Raw genomic sequence first — 313 nt, 5'->3', positions numbered from 1 at the left:
CGGACGTGGTGGACTTGGCTGTGGTAGGCCGGCGCGTCACAGCCCGGCCGCGTGCAGCCACGATCCTTGGCGTACAACATGATTCGCTGTGCGGGGGACGCCAGCCGTTTGGTGTGATGCAGGGCCAGTGACCTGCCGTCGTCGAAGATCGCCAGATAGTGGTGCGCGTGACCGGCCCAGCGGATCACGTCCGACATGGGCACCAGGGTGCCGCCGGCGGTCAAGGCCTTGCCGGCGGCGGCCTCGAGGTCCTGCAAGGTGGTGGTCACCACGATCGACACGGGCAGCCCGTTGTGCTGACCCAGATTGCCCG

1 protein-coding gene is annotated in these 313 nt (G+C 68.1%); it reads right to left on the bottom strand.

What is annotated here, in order from left to right:
• The coding region (locus tag WU80_RS25005) for a DUF222 domain-containing protein (RefSeq protein ID WP_156349805.1) at positions 1-313 on the bottom strand (313 nt) is incomplete at both ends.

The sequence above is a fragment of the Mycobacterium sp. UM_11 genome (assembly GCF_001414075.1).
GTDB lineage: Bacteria > Actinomycetota > Actinomycetes > Mycobacteriales > Mycobacteriaceae > Mycobacterium.
The sequence above is the reverse complement of the archived record's forward strand: the minus strand, read 5'-3'. Positions and strand labels throughout refer to the sequence as shown.